This is a genomic window from Cellvibrio sp. UBA7671, assembly GCA_002483145.1.
In the GTDB taxonomy this organism is placed as follows: Bacteria; Pseudomonadota; Gammaproteobacteria; order Pseudomonadales; family Cellvibrionaceae; genus Cellvibrio; species Cellvibrio fibrivorans.
This window is the reverse complement of sequence record DLHJ01000012.1, coordinates 193,411-208,965: the sequence shown is the minus strand read 5'-3', so window position 1 is coordinate 208,965 and position 15,555 is coordinate 193,411. Positions and strand designations below refer to the sequence as shown.

Below are 15,555 nucleotides of genomic sequence, written 5' to 3'. Positions count from 1 at the left end.
CCCATGCTGCAACTGGGAATACTGGTCGATAGTGCCCACAAGCAGCAGGCGCTGACCCAACTGATTACCCAGTCGGGTCACAAAGTAAGTGGTCACCTGTTGCTGTCGGCGCGCGAAGCAGCCAACCAACAGTTACTGGAGCAGCCGCTGGATGCTTGGGTAGTGGATGTCGCAGAAGATTATTGCGACGAGCAACATTTGTTAGAACAGTTATTCGCGCAAAGCCGGGTGCCGATTATCCTCAGCGATAGCAGCGAATTTGCGCCAGGCAGCGAAGATCACAGCGCCTGGTTGCGGCGCACCGGTTTACGTTTGCAGCGGTTGCGTGGCGATATCAACTTGCAGCAGGCCAATCCCGCCAGCGAACTCTGGGTATTAGCCGCCTCCACCGGTGGTCCGGCGGCGGTAAAGCGGTTTCTGGCGCAATTGCCCGCCAATCTGGGTATCGCGTTTTTGTATGTACAACACATAGATGCCAATCAGGCAGCAACGCTCAACCGCATGATGAGCAACGCCGGTAGCTATCCGGCCATGGTCGCCACCCAGGGCATAGTGTTAGAGGCCAACAGCCTGACGCTGGTAACCGCGCGCGATCCAGTTGAGATTCTGGAAAACGGTACATTAGTCGTGAATTACGGCCAGTCGTGGAAAGGCAGTTACGCGCCTTCGATTGACCAGATTGCCGCCAATGCCGCGCGTATTTACCGCGAGCGCTGCGGCTTGATTATTTTTACCGGCATGGGTGATGATGGCGCGGCAAGTTGCCGACTTATCAAACAAGTAGGCGGTAAGGCCTGGGCACAATCACCCGATGATTGCACCAGCGATTCCATGCCCGTCTCCGCCCTTGCTACCGGCTGTGTCAGCCTCAATGGCACGCCTGAATATTTGGCGCGTTCACTGGCACAGTTGAAACGCTAACACCAGTTAGATAAGTGCCAAGTACAAATTCGATAAGTACATCTTTAATAAGTACAACGAGAACCGACAGGATCAGATTTTCATGAGAGCACCCCAGCGCATCGAGAAAAAAGTACAAGAAGTCGCCAGCCTGCTCATTCCGATCCAGGGGCGTTTGCTACTCGCACCCAACGTGACCGTGGCGGAAATTGTGCCCGTCTCGCAAGTGATTCCCGTGGAAGATGCACCTGCCTGGTATCTCGGCAACTGCAGCTGGCGCGAGCAAACCATTCCGTTGCTTTCATTTGAAGTGATGAACGGTGAAGACAAACCCGGCGTCGCCTCGCGCTCGCGTTTTGCAGTACTCAACACCACCGGTGTCAATGAGTCGCTCCCCTTTATCGCGATTCTCACCCAAGGCCTGCCGCGTTTGGCGCGCGTCACCGAAGAAGAAATTACCGAACGCGAAGACGCCGACAATAAACCCTTCGAACTTATGCACGTCTCATGGGCGGGCGAAGAAGCGGTTATCCCTCACGTAGAAGCAATGGAGCGCGCGTTTTTGGATTATCTGCACCTCGATAATTAATTGTCCGCGCAATCCCCCCAGCTATGAACGAACTCATCATTGAAGACCTGCAGATTGGCGACGGCAAAACCGTCGTCAAAGGCGCCCTCATCACCACCCACTACACCGGCTGGCTCGAAGACGGCACCGAATTCGATTCCTCCCTCCGCAAAAACAAACCTTTCCAATGCGTTATCGGCACCGGCCGCGTGATCAAAGGCTGGGATCAAGGCCTGATCGGCATGCAAGTCGGCGGCAAACGCAAACTGCAAGTTCCCGCACATTTAGCTTACGGCGAACGCCAAATCGGCGCGCTGATAAAACCCAATTCGAATCTGGTATTTGAAATCGAATTACTGGAAGTTCTGACAAGGGACGATTAACCCTCACCGCCCCAAATCCCCTGTAATGAAGTGTATTTTTCAAATCCTTGGCTATAGTAGAAACTTGTGCCATTGGATGGAGATAGGAAATACATATGAATAATGACAGGGTGTTAGCCAATACCCATGATGGGAAGACTGTGGTTAACGAATTGCGCGAAACCAATCCCAAACTCATCTCACTGGCTAAACTCAATAGCTGGTTGCTGTCAGCTATTTTCTTAAAAGCAGTTAATGTCGCCAGACTCATTTTTTATTCTTCAAAAAATATCAAATTAACACTCATTGTAAAAAACTTTGGCCACAACTTAATTTCTTTGGATGGAAAAGAGTTGAAAGCACCGTATAAGTTTTTCCAGACACTGAAACTACTAATGGGCAATACAAATAGTGTAATTAAATATTATGCAAAAACTCTCAATTCACAACTTAAAGGCGCCCGGTAAGGAGCGAACATGAGTAATGGGCAAACAAAAAACTCTGCATTGAAAACAGCTCTTGCATTTCATTATCAAGTGCTAATTGGTTTGGATCAATGTTTCTCCTTAAAAGAAGGTCAGTCCATTTGGTTCGAGCGAGATGGTGACGTCAGTTTACTTTGTGATTCGATGGAAGAATCTAAACAGGTTGAAGTGAAAAACTATTCTGACTCTTTGGGTGATCATCATGAGAACTTATGGAACACACTCAAGAACTGGCTGGCCCCAGAATTTCAGCATCATCTTTATAGTGCGCTAGTTCTCCACACTACTCAAAAATTTGGTTCAACTAGTACTTTAAAAAATTGGAATCAACAAGACGCAGAAGAAAGATTCAACATATTAAATGCTATCTTCGCTACTAGAACACAAGAAGATTTAACGGCTGAAAAACCAAAGCCTATTGTGGTACTTCAAAAATTTGTAATGGAGGCAGATCCAATCCATTTGAAATCTGTTCTAGCTAAGGTCGTGCTATTCACTGAGTCTGATGATGAAAAAGCTCTTCGAGATAAACTTCTCTCTAACCCAATTGGAATACCTAATAGTAACAAAGAAGCTTATTTACAAGGACTTGTGGGCTTCGTATATGACGAAGCACATTCACATGCATGGGAAGTTAAAAAGGAGCAGTTCGCAGCCAAATGCGAAGAACTAACTTCTACGTATTGTAAAAAAGAGTACACATTTCCAACATTTGAAGGCTATGAAGCAACAAAAGAACAGATATCTACCTATCAGGACTCATTATTTGTAAAAAAGATAGTTGAAATCGATCATCACGATGTTATTCCAGATGCAATTGGGAATTGGTTGGAACTCAATAATTCATTGAATAAGGAATTAGATGAATATCCACTATTTAGAAAAAAAACAGACGAATACCAAAAGAAATTAATTAAAAGGTTTAAGTTAAGTCATTCCACAGCAAAACTTAGTTGTACCCATCCAGTTAGAGATTCAAAATTATTTTATAATCAAATTATTAATGAAATACCTTTAAATATTGAATCAGATATTCCTCCTATTGAATACAAAAATGGACTTATCCATGATGCAATGGATACAGAAGAACAAGACCTACGTTGGAAGGTTGAGCCATGAATAGCCTAGTTGATGCACTGTACTTAACAAAATATAATCCATTTAAGTATGGAGAATTTTTGTCGTCTTTTTATTCGGAACTCATAGGTGTAGATGAAAATATATTATTGTCTCAATTAGTTATTCCTTTATGTAGCCATCATTTATTTAACGGAAAAATTGAACGAGCCAGATTAGGAGGCATTGGAGGAAGTACGATTTGGACTATTTTTTCTGATAAAGCCATGTTATACGACATGCAAGAAAGGTTAGATAATTTTAGAGGATTGACTGATCAGAGTTTACAGTATTGCTTAGTTAATGATTGGCTAAATATAGACCCAAAGTCATTAAATGTATCATTTAATAAATCCACCAATAAAAAATTTATAAATCAAAAATGTGCTTCAAATTTAGGAAGGATTTTTAGCAATCTTTCCGTAACGGAAATTTATGCAATGCTAGGGGTAAAACCGCGATGAAAACATTTATCCATGAATTAGGAGTAATCGACAAAATAGGCAAAACGCACCCCGTTAAATTCAAGAAAGGATTAAATGTTGTTACGGGAAAATCTTCAACTGGAAAAAGTGCGTTGATAGAGATTTTTGATTATTGCTTTGGGAGCAGCGAATACACAGTACCAAAAGGTGTAATAACAGACAGCGCAGCCATTTATTACGTGTATATTAATGTTAATGGACAGCATATTGTACTTGGCCGGTTGCCGGATAATGGAAAAGCTTTCTTTCGACGAGAAGAAAAATATTCACCTGAAAAAATAAATACAGAATATTTTATCTCAACACATTTTAGGCCATTGAAAGATTATCTAAAAATAGTTAGAGACTTATTTTTAGATATTGATGATGTTGATGAGTCTTTGTTCGTAAGAGAAAATCGTAAAAACAATGCGAAATCTCCTACTCCATCTATTCGTAGTTTTGCATCTTTTATGTTGCAACACCAAAACCTAGTGGCAAATAAACATGCACTATTTTATAGATTTGATGAAAAGGCAAAGCGAGATCAAGCAATAGATCATAGTAAGATTTTTTTAGGGTTAGTAGATCAAGAATTTTTCTTATTATCTCAAGAAAAAGAATCGTTAACTTTCGAGTTAAGCCGTATTAAAAAAGAACAGGAAGCTAATGTAAAACTAGCAAATAATCAAAAGCAAAAAATAGAACCTGTCCTTCGGCAATTATATTCAGTAATGGGTTTTGAACATGATCCCGTTTCTTTAGGAGATATTTTCCTACACCCACAAAATGCTAAAGAGAGGTTAAACAGTGTCATTAGGCCTGAAAATATAGAACCTCTTTCTGGCATAGCGGTGCAACGACATATATCACTGCAGAGAGAGTTAGCAGCCAAGACTGCGCAACTCAGAAAATTACAACGCCAGTCCGGTTCAATTTATCGACACATTGAGGAAGAGGAGCGCTTCGTTACTAACGGTATAGGCTTTAATCAAGACGGAACCGTTAATGTTGCTAAATCTGTCTGCCCCTTTTGTCACACTGAACATGAACAACTACAAGAAAGTGCGCAACAGCTTCAGCAAGCCATTTTTAAACTTTCAAACAACTTGATTCAAGCCAAACCGATGCGAGCTAAATTCGACTTAGAACTAGCAAAAATAAAACATGACACTAATGAATTGAGCGAAGAAATTTCAAAAATAAAGTCACAAGCAAATGAACTTGAGCAGATTGAAAAGCAAATGGCAGAAAAGAAGAGCCTTTATGAACTTATTTTGCAATCTAAGGCTAAGTTAGATGTTCTAATAGATTCATTAAGTTTGGCTGACGACTCAGATGTCGAGCGAAGACTTGAAAAAACCAAATCTGAGCTAAAAGACGTAATGGCTAAGCTTAATAACTATAATTATCAAGATGGAATGCGTATAGCCGATGAGACAGTAAATGGTTTTATGGTTGAAATAGGAAAACATTTTGAGTTTGAGTCGAGTTATAAACCTATTAATTTGCATTTTTCATTTGAAAATTTTGATCTTTATCACTTAACACCTAAAGATGAAAAAATATTTTTAAGGTCAATGGGTAGTGGCGCCAATTGGCTTTATTGTCATGTAACATTGTTTCTTGCTTTGCATAAATATTTCGCTTCATTAGGTGAGCAGTGCGCAATCCCGTCGATACTATTTTTAGATCAACCTACTCAAGTCTATTTTCCAAGTTTTAAGCTCGACAAGTCTGAGCAATTCAACAAAGAATTAATTAATAAACTCGAACATCGTGATGGGGAGGATTATCAAACTGATGACGATATGGAGGCAGTGGAAAACCTGTTCAGTCAACTATCAATTTACTGCACTGAAACACAAGAAAATTATGGTTTTTCTCCGCAAATTATTGTTACTGATCATACTGATAATTTGACGTTATCCGATGGTACCGACTTCGAATCTCTGGTTTATGGCAATAGATGGAGAACGCGTGGATTAATTGAACCAGTACCTTCTTGGCAAGAATAAAGATTAATAATGAATCTATTTACCTGAAATAATTAAAAAAATTTGAACGAGGGGTTTGGGTAGCCTCTTGTTCAAGTCTAGATCGCTTAGCTGCTTAAGGAATTTTGGATAGCAATGGATAACTATTCTTAGCCAAAGACGTTCATATTATTTCTTCGAACCAAGCTGCCCCTCTTCTATTCTCGTTTTAATTCCTGCCGAACCCCATGCAGTAACTATTTTTGCTTGCTCTTCCGCACTCATTACATCGAAGCTCGCAACCAACGATTTATCAAACGTTAATTCATCGCTATGAATTTCCGTACCGGATTCGGTAACGGTGCGCTTAACTTTGTTGGTTGATGGATCGTAAGTGATGCTAACCTCCATGCCTTCATATTCAAATTTCAATTCATTAGACATATCAAATACCTCATTGTTAAAAAGCATGTATCTAAGGTTAATCAACGTACCCGCTTTAAACTTTGTACAGTGAGATCCAGTTGCTGCTGGGGGTATTTCACCGGAAGTACCATCTTAATTTGGCTTTGCTGCGCCTGTATGTTTGGCTGGACACTTAATTAGTGTTAATTCAGCATCCGGAATGCTTAGGACAGAGCTATAGCTTCGAATTAAAAAGCATAAATGCAGCGTCTAAACGCTCAGCAATATCAAGGTGATTTTTTGCAATTAGTATTTCCACCACACACTCAGCCGTACACAAACCTCCCTCCGGTTGATTGCGCCTAAGTTGATACTGGGAAATTTGTCGGGGTTTAATATGAGTTCTAGGTAAGCTTTTTAAATAAGGGCTTTTGTTAAATATTTTGCGTGCTTCTTGCCAAGTGGCATCCAGCAAAATGATATTTTCAAACGACTCAATCGGTTCAGCGTCGGTATCGTCTGTAGGATAAAGTAATACGGTATTTTTATTGTTGATTGCACTCAACAAAGCAGGGTTAGGTGTATTTCTCGCCCAAATGATTCGCTCTACTATTTCCGGCGCGATGCTTTGTGCCAACACGCCCGTATTGGAGGGGCGCGACAGTTCGCGTTCATGAGTAAGTAAAAATATTTTCATTCTCTATGTGTTAAAAATCCCCCCACAAATACTGCACCAGACTGATCGCCGCTACCGGTGCCGTCTCCGTTCGTAATACTCTCGGGCCTAAAGTCAGCGCTTTAAAATCCTGCTCTAATGCGTGGGCGATTTCGCGTTCGCTTAATCCGCCCTCGGGGCCGATTAACAGGGTGACGCTGACGGGCGTTTTATCGGCGGGTAAACGCTGGCTGTCGCGGTGATGTAAGACGAAACGCAAATCAGAATTAACGTGCGGGAGCCAATCGGAAATTTGGATGGGAGCGGATAATTGTGGAAGCAAATTGCGTTGGCATTGTTCGCAGGCGCTAACGAGGATGTGCTGCCAGCGGTCGTGCATTTTTTCCTGACGGTCGCCATTCACTTTCACTTCAGTGCGTTCGGTTATTAACGGCGTAATTTTGGTGACGCCGAGTTCAGTGGCTTTTTGCAGCACCCACTCAAACCGTTCTCCGCGCGAAATGCCGATGGCGAGTTCCAATTCCAGTGGCGATTCGCGATTATCCACTGTGTGTTCTTGCACACTGACGATCACATGTTTTTTATTCACTTCATGGATAGTCGCAGCGAATTCGCCACCGGCGCCGTTGAATAGAATCAATTCGCGTCCGGCTTGCATGCGCAGCACTTTGCTTAAATGGTGCGAGGCGGATTCTTCCAGTTCGATCTGTTCGCCGCTCAGCAAATTTTGTTCGGTAAAAATTCGTGGGATTCGCATAGTCGCTAGTTTCTTAAAAGATCAATTGGTTGCGTAGAAGATCAACTGCGCAAAAATCAATGTTCGGTTTTGGCATGCAGTGATTGGTCTGTATCATCCACCGCAGATTCCGCTATTAATGCAGATTGAATAAATAGACGCGACGCGCCTGTGTGTTCGGTTAGGGCATCGGCCGCTAATAAAATTGCGCCGGTAGTCCAGGTAGTTTTTTCGCGTGGCCAGATTACGTCATCGCGGAAATTGTAGCCGGTCCAGTAGCCACCATCTGCGTCCATAAATTGGAATAACCAACTAAATAAATTTACCGCTTTGGCGTGTTCGCCTGCTGCTAATAATGCGAGTGTTAATTCACAGGACTCTGCAACTGTTACCCAGGGTTCATCGCTTACGCAGCGGCAGCCGATATTGGGTTCAACAAAGGTATGCCATTTACTGTCGATGCGTTGCTGCGCGGATTTGCCCTGCGCAATTCCGGTAAGAATAGGATAGAACCAATCCATAGAAAAACGGGTTTTGGGTTCCCAGGTGCGGTCAAAACATTCAGGATGATGACGCAATGTATTTCCGAGATGTTGATAGGCTTTATACCAATGCGCCGAATCTTCGCCCAGCGTCTGCGCGATTAAAATTGCGCATTCAAGGCTTTTATAAATTGAGCTGGACGCTGTTACCAACGCATCTTTTTTTGCGCTGCCATCTTCAGCAACTGCCCAATAGATTTCGCCCGTCGGTGCCTGGTAGCGCAAGACAAATTCAATCGCTTTTTTTACGGACGGGAAAAATTCGCGCAGAACATTTAGATCTTCCGTCACCAAGTAATAATGCCAAATGCCAGTGGCGATATAAGCAATAAAATTGGTTTCGCGATGATCTTTATCGACTGCTTCGTCACCGAGATAATTTGCCCACCAACTGCCATCTTCAAGCTGTTCTTGTGCAAGCCATTGATAGGCGCGGCGCGCGGCGGCGAGTTCACCACCAATGGTTAAACCCATAGCGGCTTCGATATGATCCCAAGGATCAGCCTTGCCGCCGGTAAACCATGGGATGCAACCGTTGGGTAATTGGGTTTGCAAAATATAATTGACCGTCGGACGCAGGAGCGACTCGGGGAAAAATCCTTTAGTGAGCAATAAATTCTTCATTGTGAATTCTCTTTCCTGAAATACATCACCACACTTTTTCCCATAATCGGATTTAGCCATTTTTCCAGCGTTTGTGTTAGCCAGGGTTTTTTCATTAAATCCCAGACTAATAAACGATGATAGCTTTTGATCAGCGGATTGGTATCCTGGGTTTTCCACCAGAGGCATTTTAGCCACCAAAAGGGTGAATGCAGTGCATGCGCCCAGTGGCGTTTGTAAAATTGAAACGATTGTTTTTCTATTTCGCGACGCAGATGTGCGCCATTAAAAATACGGATATGGCCACCTTCAACTTGATGGTACTCGCGGCTTAACCACCAACAAATTTTTTCTGGCCAAGCGCGCGGCACAGTAACAGCCAGCAGGCCGCCAGGTTTTAAGATGCGTTCGATTTCAGCAAGCACGCCTTGATAGTCGGGAATATGTTCCAGTACTTCGCTGCAAATAATTTTATCGACGCTGTGGTCGGCAAAGGGCAATTGGGTTGCATCGGCTTGTTGCAGATAAAATTGTTTATTACCTGAAGCTTGTGCAAAAGGTAAAAAACGTTCGCGGCTGGTGAGTAGATCGCGGTGGTTTAAATCGACGCCGATGGCGGTGACATCGCCGTGCAAGTAGGCATTGATCACATGACGGCCTTCGCCGCAGCCCAGATCCAACACCAGATCGCCGTCATTGAGCGGAAAATCGTGAAAATTAATCGTAAGCATTTTGTATCTGCTCGCGCGATAATTTTCGGTCTTCTACTGCGTCACCCTGTGCTAGTTGCTGCAACATATGGTGGTAATAAGCCTCCATTTTTTTGCCGACGCAATCCCAACTCAATTGTTGCAGTATATGCGCACGACCCTGTGAACCTAAATGTTCGCGTGCATTTTCGTCGATTAATAATTCGCGTAGCGCGTTTTGTAATTCATCCACATTGCCGGCGCGCACCAAACGCGCAGCATCTCCCACCACTTCTGGCAGTGCACCGCCGTCGCTGCAAATGAGTGGCACTGCACAAGCCATGGCTTCGGCAGCGGGCAAACCAAAACCTTCATAGAGTGAAGGTACTATAGCGATACTCGCCTGCGCATATTCTTCGACTAGTTGTTGATTACTGATACCAGATTTAAATTGCACTACGTCTTGCAAATTTAGCGTCTGCAACTCCTTTTGTGTTTCACCATTTTCTTTTAATTTTCCGATCACGATTAAATGCAGCTCGGGAAATTCACTGCGCAATTGTGCCAGCGCACGCAAAAGTACACTCAAGCCTTTTAAGGGTTGATCCGATGAGGCGGTGGTAATTAAACGAAATGGTGTGCGCGAAATATTGTCGAGCGGTTTAAAAATACTGGTATCCACACCGTTGGGAATCACCTGAATGTTTTGCGCCGGGCGATCAAATGCGGCGGCGATATCGCGCTGCGATTGCTGCGATACGGTGATCACATGGCTGAGTTGCTGCACCACGGTTTTTTGCATCGCCAAAAAACTGTACCAGCGATTGATCAACCAGTGCTGGCCTTTTTCGGTGGCGGCAGCGAGTGCGAGATCGCGGTCTTGGGTAATCGGGTGATGCACAGTGGCGATGACATTCACTCCGCGTTTTTGCAAATCCAACAAGCCATAACAAAGGCTTTGGTTGTCGTGGACGATATCGTACTGCGGTTTATGTTTTTTAAAATACGCACGCAACCGGCGGCCAAACGAATAAGGCTCGCCAAAGGCACCGCTCAATTTACTCCACCACTCGTAAAAATCCGCGAGTGACAGAAAATGTTTTGGCCGCAGCGCGCGCGTGGGATTCGGGTGCGCGTATAAATCGAGGCTTGGCAATTGGATCAAGCATACACGTGGATCTAATTCAGGATAGGGTGGGCCGGAAATGACATCAACGCTGTGACCCAACTCCACCAACACCTTGCTTAAATACTGCAAGTAAATCCCCTGCCCGCCCACATGTGGATGACTGCGGTAGCCCAATAATGCAATACGCAAGGCGCGTGGTTTAGCCGCCGAAATTTCGACACGCGCTACCGACGGCGCCGAGCTATTAGTATTGGGCTGTTCATTGGTGACAGGGAAATAAGACATGGACAACAGACACCTGAATGTTTTGCGCATTATAGGTGTTTGTTGCCGACAGGTGTTTGTCGGCACTGCCGGGCAGTTTTCCAGCTGGCGCTATTCGCTTGGCATAGATACGGGCGGGATAACAGGTTCTTCACTGGTCGTTTCCGTATCGGTCTCTTTACTTGTCTCTGTACTCGTTTCGGTGATTGTATCCACACTGGTTTCCGCGCTTAACTCAGTGCCGGACTCTGTACCGACTTCTGTACCGGCTTCTGTCTTGGCCTCTACTTCAGGTGCCTCAACAGGGTCGGTAGTAGGTTCCTTGCTAGGCTGCTCAACACCGGGGGCGGTAACAACCCGAAAGCGCAGAATGCCAATCAATTGGTTGGCTTCAGTCACCACCCGGATATTCCACCGCCCGACTGAATTCTCGGGGAAGTTTTCTTTGCGCGACCAAGAACGATAGCCCTCTTCGCGCGCGCCGCTGATATGCAACGCTACCTTATCGATGACTTTGCCGTTGTGGGTCCAGACATGGTAAATCGTCTCATTTAAACCGCGCGGAGCGTGGATCGCTGTATAAGCATAAATACCCTGGCGCAACTGCTCAGCCGACACCGTTTTATAAACGCGCACCGGCACGCGCTCTTCGGTATTCATTTCATCGGTAATGGCTACCTCGGTGAGCCAGAGTGTCGCCGGGGGAACCCAGGGGCGCATCAATAAACCGAATAAACCTGCAGCAGCAATTAAGAATAAGGCGGAAAAGAAGCGTTTCCACCACACCATCTTCATCGAGTTCACAACATTGGGCAGCGTCATTGCGATCGATATAAGCAAGGCGAGAAGATAGGCTTTGGGTGTGGGTATTTGAAAAATAATCGGCAACGCAGTCAGTAATACTGCAAATAAGGTCACACCGTGAAAGATAAAGTACAGCCAGCGGCGCTGCGCTAGCCAGCGGTAATAAATGGGGTCAATAATCGATACGAGCGCGGCCACCATTAACAGCCCGGTAAATGTCATCTGCGCGCTGTTCCATGCAGTGGTGATAAAAAAGAAGGGCACAACAAAAAATAAACTTTCCTGATGCACCATCTGCGTAGCGAAACTGACCAACGCGGGCGGTAACTTAAAGCCAAACCAATGAAAAATGCCCTGCTTTAATAACACCTCCGAGGCTAGCCACAGCCAGCTCACCAGCATCATGGCGGCGATTAGCTGGGCGAATTCCTGATTGCGCTCGACCATCACAAAACTGAGCACACCCGAGACAAAACCAAACAGCGCTATCGCAAACGGATAGCGCTGCGCAAACGCAAATAGCCACTCAACTAGCGCTGTAATTCTCGCACGCACCGACAACATCATTCACTATCACTCGTTGTTATCGACAAAATAGCCAATAAGTCACTGCAGTGTATAGGTTAACCGCTGCCGGGCTGTGAACTATCGCAAAAGTTAGTGCTTGCGCCCCGCATCAAAGTGTTTATCCACCGCCGCAAGCGCCAAACCACCGACAAACAAGAGTACCAACACTGCTACTAGGGATGCAGTTGCAACAATACCTGAAATCAACATAATCATTTCTCCATCAGTTATCGCACTGATCTATTAACGACACTACAGTTAACAAAAGCACAGAGCCTTCAGGAGTAGATTGCTAGTTTCATGATCCGGTGCTTTTGATCTTGATCAATTGCGATGGGTCACAATCGCGCGCGCGCGATACTATTTGATCCAGCGCAAATTCCACTCGTGTAAGTGCTGCGCACTCTATTTGGCGGGATTTCATTCGCGCATAAAAAAACCGGGTTCAAAATGACCCGGTTTTTTATTTATCGCTTGCGCTTGTTTACCCACGCATATCAATGCTCGCGTTTTGGCTCCAGGCGTTTTTCAACCAGCGCGAGAACAACACCGGTGAGGATGATAAGTGCAAAGGTACCCATTAACAGGCCAGGCCCAACAATAGCGGATGTCGCCATAATTACTACTCCAGTCAGGTTTAGGGCGATAGTCGCCGCTGATTAAAAAATTACGCCAGATTACAAACCATCTGCCGTAAACGTCTTCATTACATAATCCACCCGCTGTTCAGCGGTGCGGTGCATGCGTTCTTTGAGCGATTCAACGTGACGCAGGCGCGGCAGTAAACCGCGGCCATTGGCAACTTGAATTGCGAGACCGGGGCGCGCGTTGAGCTCTAGCAATTGCGCGCCGCGCACTTTGTCCAATACCAGATCGGTGCCGATATAGCCGAGGCCGGTCATTTCATAGCACTTGGACGCCAGCAGCAGCCAGTTGCGCCAATCGGCGATCTGGATTTCATCGAGCGCGCGCTTGGTGTCCGGGTGATGGGTGACCGGTTTGGAGTGCTGCACAGCTTTAAGTGCACGGCCAGTGGAGATATCCAAACCAACACCAACAGCACCCTGGTGCAGGTTAGCTTTACCGTCCGACTTGTGGGTCGCGAGGCGCAGCATAGCCATCACCGGATAGCCTTTGAAGATGATGATGCGGATGTCCGGTACACCCTCGTAGGAGTAATCCTTAAAGTAGTCATCGAACTGGATCAGGTCTTCGACGATCACCACATCCGGTTTGCCACCCAATGAATACAGACCCGCGAGGGCGTTGGTCATATGGCGCTTGATATCTTCGATGGTAATTTCCGCCCCCGAAGATTTAATGAACTTGTCGCCGCGACGGCCGATGATCACCAGAATCCCTTTACCACCTGAACCCTTGGCGGGCTTGACGGCAAAGGCATCGAGCGCCATCAGCTTGTCTTCAATGGTCGCAATTTCATGCTGGACGTTGACCACGAAAAACAACTTCGGGGTGGCGACTTCGTACTCTTCTGCCAACAGTTTGGTTTTCAGCTTGTTATCCACCAAGGGAAACAGACTGCGCGGGTTGTAGGCGGCGATAAAGTCGTGATTGCGGCAGTTCATGCCGAGGATGCCCATACGCTTCAGGCGCCAGGGGCTAACCCAGGAATTCCACCAGCGCTTGATACCCGCCGGTGCCGCTACAGGTGTTGATGGCGCACTCATTAATCGGCTCCCTTGCTGCTATCAGTCAGCTTGCCGGTATTGGCGTTATCCACCATGGCGCGGAAACGGCGCAGCTCGGAGAGTTTGTAGCCAGTGTATTGACCCATCAACATGATCAGCGCCAACGCCACCAGATTCAGCTCGGGGAAGTTAAAGGTCAGGTGGCCGACCAGCGAGAATTGCATCAGGGTATAAGCGAGCACCGCTACCAACAGACTGCCACCACCCTGCACCATCACTTCTTTAGGACCCTCTTCTTCCCACAGGATCGACATACGCTCAATCGTCCAGGCGATGATGATCATCGGGAAGAATGTGATAGTCATGCCGGTATTAAAGCCCATCTGGTAGCCGATCAAACTGAGCGCCGAGATGATAAATATCACCAGCACCACTAGCGTCGCAATCCGTGAAATCAGTAGTAGGTTGAGCCGCGATAAATAGGTGCGCAGCACCAGCCCCATGGCAACCACCGATACAAAACTCACCACCCCCAACACCAATGACGTCTGCAAAAAGGCCATGGCGATTAAAATCGGCATAAAGGTGCCCGAGGTTTTAAGGCCTATGATGATGCGCATAAACACCACGACTAACGCGCCGATCGGCAACAGCAGCAACAGCTTGAACATGCTCTGCTCTTCAATTGGCAGGTGCTGGATGCTGAGCACGCTGAACACACTGTCTTTGTATTGGGCCTTGATCAGATCCAGCGCCGGTACGGTTTGGTGGATCATCGAGAAACTCACGCGCGAACGGTTGCCGCCTGCCACATCCAGAATCGATTCGCCGCCGGTATGCCAGAGCAACAGGTTCTCAGGTACGCCCTGCTCGCCGGTGTAGGGATTGAACAACACCCAGTCTTCACCGTCGTACACCTGTACCAGGCGGGTCAGGTTTTGGTGGCGACGGGCATCTTCCAGATACAAACCCAGCGCCGGACGCGCGGCTATGCCGGCTTGGTTAATCAGCTTTTCAAGCAGCGCCGATTTTTCGGTTTGCGCTGAGAGCAGCAGCGCCGAGTTTTGGTCGAGGGTGTCTGAGTTGAGCAGTTTGATCAGTTCACGCGCCAGACTTTGCGGGGTGCTGGACTTGGCGTAGGCGGTGTCCAGCACTTGCTGGGCAGCAGTCTCCTGCGAGGAACCGTCCCAATCGACGTGGGCCGCTTTGGGCACTTCAAAGGGCGCGGGCACAGCAGGGCTTGAATCCACTTCGATAAATTGGGTTTTGTAATAAATCGTCTGCGGACCTACCGCTTCGCGCTTGGACCATTCACCGCGACGCACGCCGTTTTCGCTCACCACTGAATAGCCGTAACCGGGTGCGGCAGCCTGCTCACTGAAGCTGCGATAGCCGGGTGGATCATCGGGCAAACCCAAACGCGCGGTAACCGGCTCGCCGGTCGCATCAAAATCGATGCGCGCCTCAATCAGCCACACGGGTTTTTGCACCCCGGGGGTGAAGGGAATTTCCATCTGGTGATGACGCATCCAGGCAGTGGTCAGCCCGACCAGCGCAAGCAGGCCGATAACGGCGTAAAAGGGGGCGCGTGAAGGTTTTTTCATGAATCGGTTTCCTTAA

Annotated in this window: 16 protein-coding genes; 7 read left to right on the top strand and 9 right to left on the bottom strand. The window is 46.5% G+C overall.

The window, feature by feature from the left end; translation table 11 throughout:
- Positions 1–3: 3 nt before the first annotated feature.
- The 7 genes from B4E62_RS09275 (at position 4) to B4E62_RS09245 (ending at position 5,913) form a co-directional block, all read left to right on the top strand.
- Positions 4–921 (top strand): chemotaxis protein CheB, encoded by a 918-nt coding sequence (locus B4E62_RS09275; RefSeq protein WP_310069003.1) that lies wholly within the window; start codon positions 4–6, stop codon positions 919–921.
- Positions 922–1,003: 82 nt separating this feature from the next.
- Complete coding sequence (locus B4E62_RS09270) at positions 1,004–1,489, top strand: chemotaxis protein CheW (RefSeq protein WP_310069006.1); 486 nt, start codon at positions 1,004–1,006, stop codon at positions 1,487–1,489.
- Between the two features lie 23 nt (positions 1,490–1,512).
- Positions 1,513–1,851, top strand: coding sequence for an FKBP-type peptidyl-prolyl cis-trans isomerase (locus tag B4E62_RS09265; protein WP_310069008.1), 339 nt, complete (start codon positions 1,513–1,515; stop codon positions 1,849–1,851).
- Between the two features lie 95 nt (positions 1,852–1,946).
- On the top strand, positions 1,947–2,297 hold the full coding sequence (locus B4E62_RS09260) for a hypothetical protein (RefSeq protein WP_331351859.1): 351 nt from the start codon (positions 1,947–1,949) through the stop codon (positions 2,295–2,297).
- 9 nt (positions 2,298–2,306) lie between these two features.
- Positions 2,307–3,434 carry a hypothetical protein gene (locus B4E62_RS09255; RefSeq protein ID WP_331351858.1) on the top strand — a complete coding sequence of 376 codons (1,128 nt, stop codon included), beginning with the start codon at positions 2,307–2,309 and terminating at the stop codon, positions 3,432–3,434.
- Positions 3,431–3,895: a three component ABC system middle component gene (locus B4E62_RS09250; RefSeq protein WP_331351857.1), complete on the top strand. Its 465-nt coding sequence runs from the start codon at positions 3,431–3,433 to the stop codon at positions 3,893–3,895. The genes B4E62_RS09255 and B4E62_RS09250 overlap by 4 nt, the downstream gene beginning before the upstream one ends.
- Positions 3,892–5,913, top strand: coding sequence for a DUF3732 domain-containing protein (locus B4E62_RS09245; protein ID WP_331351856.1), 2,022 nt, complete (start codon positions 3,892–3,894; stop codon positions 5,911–5,913). Before B4E62_RS09250 ends, B4E62_RS09245 begins: the two co-directional genes overlap by 4 nt.
- Before the next feature lie 147 nt (positions 5,914–6,060).
- Here B4E62_RS09245 and B4E62_RS09240 read toward each other — a convergent pair whose 3' ends face one another.
- The 9 genes from B4E62_RS09240 to B4E62_RS09200 form a co-directional block, all read right to left on the bottom strand.
- Positions 6,061–6,315, bottom strand: coding sequence for a hypothetical protein (locus B4E62_RS09240; protein WP_331351855.1), 255 nt, complete (start codon positions 6,313–6,315; stop codon positions 6,061–6,063).
- A gap of 196 nt (positions 6,316–6,511) precedes the next feature.
- Entirely contained in the window at positions 6,512–6,973 is a 462-nt protein-coding gene (locus B4E62_RS09235; protein WP_331351854.1) for a tRNA-uridine aminocarboxypropyltransferase, read from the bottom strand.
- Positions 6,974–6,983: 10 nt separating this feature from the next.
- Positions 6,984–7,709 (bottom strand): 16S rRNA (uracil(1498)-N(3))-methyltransferase, encoded by a 726-nt coding sequence (locus B4E62_RS09230; protein WP_331351853.1) that lies wholly within the window; start codon positions 7,707–7,709, stop codon positions 6,984–6,986.
- Between the two features lie 56 nt (positions 7,710–7,765).
- Entirely contained in the window at positions 7,766–8,854 is a 1,089-nt protein-coding gene (locus B4E62_RS09225; protein ID WP_331351852.1) for a prenyltransferase, read from the bottom strand.
- Positions 8,851–9,564 (bottom strand): class I SAM-dependent methyltransferase, encoded by a 714-nt coding sequence (locus tag B4E62_RS09220; protein ID WP_331351851.1) that lies wholly within the window; start codon positions 9,562–9,564, stop codon positions 8,851–8,853. The genes B4E62_RS09225 and B4E62_RS09220 overlap by 4 nt, the downstream gene beginning before the upstream one ends.
- Entirely contained in the window at positions 9,551–10,936 is a 1,386-nt protein-coding gene (locus B4E62_RS09215; protein WP_331351850.1) for a glycosyltransferase family 4 protein, read from the bottom strand. The genes B4E62_RS09220 and B4E62_RS09215 overlap by 14 nt, the downstream gene beginning before the upstream one ends.
- 90 nt (positions 10,937–11,026) lie before the next feature.
- Positions 11,027–12,286 (bottom strand): DUF5924 family protein, encoded by a 1,260-nt coding sequence (locus B4E62_RS09210; RefSeq protein ID WP_331351849.1) that lies wholly within the window; start codon positions 12,284–12,286, stop codon positions 11,027–11,029.
- Positions 12,287–12,963: 677 nt separating this feature from the next.
- Positions 12,964–13,974: an alpha-L-glutamate ligase-like protein gene (locus tag B4E62_RS09205; RefSeq protein ID WP_310069032.1), complete on the bottom strand. Its 1,011-nt coding sequence runs from the start codon at positions 13,972–13,974 to the stop codon at positions 12,964–12,966.
- The gene (locus tag B4E62_RS09200) at positions 13,974–15,539 is read right to left on the bottom strand and encodes an inactive transglutaminase family protein (protein WP_310069035.1); all 1,566 of its coding nucleotides are present in this window, start codon (positions 15,537–15,539) and stop codon (positions 13,974–13,976) included. Before B4E62_RS09200 ends, B4E62_RS09205 begins: the two co-directional genes overlap by 1 nt.
- Positions 15,540–15,555 lie beyond the last annotated feature (16 nt).

Coding starts and splice junctions, on each gene's coding strand:
- B4E62_RS09275 (WP_310069003.1), top strand. CDS start 4: ATGCTGCAACTGGGAATACTGGTCGATAGTGCCCACAAGCAGCAGGCG.
- B4E62_RS09270 (WP_310069006.1), top strand. CDS start 1,004: ATGAGAGCACCCCAGCGCATCGAGAAAAAAGTACAAGAAGTCGCCAGC.
- B4E62_RS09265 (WP_310069008.1), top strand. CDS start 1,513: ATGAACGAACTCATCATTGAAGACCTGCAGATTGGCGACGGCAAAACC.
- B4E62_RS09260 (WP_331351859.1), top strand. CDS start 1,947: ATGAATAATGACAGGGTGTTAGCCAATACCCATGATGGGAAGACTGTG.
- B4E62_RS09255 (WP_331351858.1), top strand. CDS start 2,307: ATGAGTAATGGGCAAACAAAAAACTCTGCATTGAAAACAGCTCTTGCA.
- B4E62_RS09250 (WP_331351857.1), top strand. CDS start 3,431: ATGAATAGCCTAGTTGATGCACTGTACTTAACAAAATATAATCCATTT.
- B4E62_RS09245 (WP_331351856.1), top strand. CDS start 3,892: ATGAAAACATTTATCCATGAATTAGGAGTAATCGACAAAATAGGCAAA.
- B4E62_RS09240 (WP_331351855.1), bottom strand. CDS start 6,315: ATGTCTAATGAATTGAAATTTGAATATGAAGGCATGGAGGTTAGCATC.
- B4E62_RS09235 (WP_331351854.1), bottom strand. CDS start 6,973: ATGAAAATATTTTTACTTACTCATGAACGCGAACTGTCGCGCCCCTCC.
- B4E62_RS09230 (WP_331351853.1), bottom strand. CDS start 7,709: ATGCGAATCCCACGAATTTTTACCGAACAAAATTTGCTGAGCGGCGAA.
- B4E62_RS09225 (WP_331351852.1), bottom strand. CDS start 8,854: ATGAAGAATTTATTGCTCACTAAAGGATTTTTCCCCGAGTCGCTCCTG.
- B4E62_RS09220 (WP_331351851.1), bottom strand. CDS start 9,564: ATGCTTACGATTAATTTTCACGATTTTCCGCTCAATGACGGCGATCTG.
- B4E62_RS09215 (WP_331351850.1), bottom strand. CDS start 10,936: ATGTCTTATTTCCCTGTCACCAATGAACAGCCCAATACTAATAGCTCG.
- B4E62_RS09210 (WP_331351849.1), bottom strand. CDS start 12,286: ATGATGTTGTCGGTGCGTGCGAGAATTACAGCGCTAGTTGAGTGGCTA.
- B4E62_RS09205 (WP_310069032.1), bottom strand. CDS start 13,974: ATGAGTGCGCCATCAACACCTGTAGCGGCACCGGCGGGTATCAAGCGC.
- B4E62_RS09200 (WP_310069035.1), bottom strand. CDS start 15,539: ATGAAAAAACCTTCACGCGCCCCCTTTTACGCCGTTATCGGCCTGCTT.